Genomic DNA, 2,093 nt, shown 5'->3' on the forward strand with positions numbered 1-2,093 from the left:
CTTCGAAGCGGTAGAGCACCTTTACACCACACCGGAAGCCTGGTCGCTGGTCGAGCCGTTATCACGTTACCTCGGGGCCCAGGCCAGCCTGTTGGCCACCGATTCCGGCGGCCAGTCGTTCGATGAGTGCTTCACCTTGCTCTGGTGGCAATTGCAGCAGCGCTTCGATGGCCGCTTCGACATTCCGATGGGCAGCTTTTCGGTGACCCTGGAGCTTCGCGGCCAGGGCGATGTGAACCATGCGCTGGCCAGTCGCGACTGTCAGGCGCTGATCAATTACTTGGTGCACTTTGGGGTCATTTCGGGCGACTTGGTGCCACAACCCCAATTGTTGTACCCGGCGACGCCGTTGGCTGCGGTCGAACCGGTAGAAACCCCAGTGGGTGGTTTGCTGGTGTTCTGTGCCTTGCCGGGTGAATACCTGGAAGCCGGACAGCAGATCGCTGAGGTTATCGATCCGATCACCGACTTGGTAACGCCGATTCACACTCTTAATCCCGGCTTGTTGTACGCGCGCTCGTTGCGACGCATGGCAACCGCCGGCATGGTCATCGCTCACGTTGCAGGCACCGAAGCCTACCGTAGCGGTTACCTGCTCTCTCCTTAAGGATTGCACGGCATGTACAAACTGACCATTGATAGCCTGCACAAAAGCTACGGCGACAACGAAGTGCTCAAAGGCGTGTCGCTCAAGGCCAATACTGGCGACGTGATCAGCCTTATCGGCGCCAGCGGCTCGGGTAAAAGCACGTTCCTGCGTTGCATTAACTTTCTCGAAACGCCGAACGATGGCGCCATGAGCCTGGACGGCCAACAGATTCGCATGGTCTCTGACCGGCATGGCATGCGCGTCGCCGACCCGGCAGAACTGCAACGCATTCGTACTCGATTGGCGATGGTGTTCCAGCATTTCAATTTGTGGAGCCACATGACCGTGTTGGAAAACGTCGCTATGGCCCCGCGTCGTGTATTGGGCGTGAGCAAGCACGAAGCTGAAGAGCGTGCGCGCAAGTACTTGGACAAGGTGGGTTTGCCAGCTCGCGTGGCGGGTCAATACCCGGCTTTCCTTTCCGGTGGACAACAACAGCGTGTGGCGATTGCCCGTGCGCTGGCGATGGAACCCGAGGTGATGCTATTCGACGAACCGACCTCGGCGCTTGACCCGGAGCTTGTGGGGGAAGTACTGAAAGTGATCCAAGGCCTGGCCGAAGAAGGCCGCACCATGATCATGGTCACCCACGAAATGAGCTTTGCGCGCAAAGTGTCAAATCAGGTGATGTTCCTGCACCAAGGCCTGGTCGAAGAGCAAGGCCATCCTGACGAAGTACTGGGCAACCCGCAAAGCGATCGCCTACGGCAGTTTTTGAGCGGGAATTTGAAGTAGCAGCACCAGACATCGCAGCGCGACTTTCCCGAATGAATTCGGTCCCACAGAGAATCGGCGGTCTCCTGTGGGACCGAATTCATTCGGGAATGCGGACAATGCGGTCGTCCTAAAGAACCCACACAAAACTAGTCCCCACTGCCTCTGACTTAAGCCATTCGGAGCATTCAGCGCGGTATGAGCACGACTCCCGGCGATTTCGCTCAACGCCGAGGGACGCCCTCGCCTCCGACACGGCGCGTGCCTAATTCGCGCTTGGCGCATTTACAGCGGGAATGGAGATCAAACCCGAGCCAACAGCCAGGTCTTTATCGTCGGCAATAGGGCGCGCGCTGAGCGCGCCGCTAATCAAGCAACAGGCGCAGGTGGCGGCTGATCCGGCAAAGTAGGCTCACCGGGCTCTGTAGGTTGTTCTTGAGGGCTATCGGGGCCAGGCTGGCCAGGAATTCCGCCAACCATATTGATCTGTGGCGGCGCGAGCAACGACCAAGCCAAGAGGCCCACGTGGTTGTGCTGAGAGTCCGCCGGTGGAACGATGGGTTTCGAGTAGGTCTTCATAGGCACTCCTGAGCAGTAGACTGGCTCGATGGAGGCGAGCCGGAACAGTTCAGTCAATAGAGTGCCGATCGGGAGACTAATTCAATCGCTGGCGGATCATTCGTGATCAGGTACGGGGCAATGTTACGCCGCGCTGACCTTGATACTTGCC

2 protein-coding genes and 1 pseudogene are annotated in these 2,093 nt (G+C 58.4%); 2 read left to right on the forward strand and 1 reads right to left on the reverse strand.

The window, feature by feature from the left end:
• Both M0974_RS12960 and M0974_RS12965 read left to right on the forward strand, forming a co-directional pair.
• Positions 1–607, forward strand: a pseudogene (locus tag M0974_RS12960) (succinylglutamate desuccinylase/aspartoacylase family protein); the annotation flags it as partial.
• A gap of 12 nt (positions 608–619) precedes the next feature.
• Positions 620–1,384 carry an ABC transporter ATP-binding protein gene (locus M0974_RS12965; RefSeq protein WP_297836951.1) on the forward strand — a complete coding sequence of 255 codons (765 nt, stop codon included), beginning with the start codon at positions 620–622 and terminating at the stop codon, positions 1,382–1,384.
• Between the two features lie 348 nt (positions 1,385–1,732).
• On the opposite strand, the gene M0974_RS12970 is transcribed toward M0974_RS12965, so the two are convergent.
• Entirely contained in the window at positions 1,733–1,942 is a 210-nt protein-coding gene (locus M0974_RS12970; protein WP_297836954.1) for a hypothetical protein, read from the reverse strand.
• Positions 1,943–2,093: the final 151 nt, after the last annotated feature.

This window comes from Pseudomonas sp. (assembly GCF_026224925.1).
Lineage (GTDB): Bacteria > Pseudomonadota > Gammaproteobacteria > Pseudomonadales > Pseudomonadaceae > Aquipseudomonas.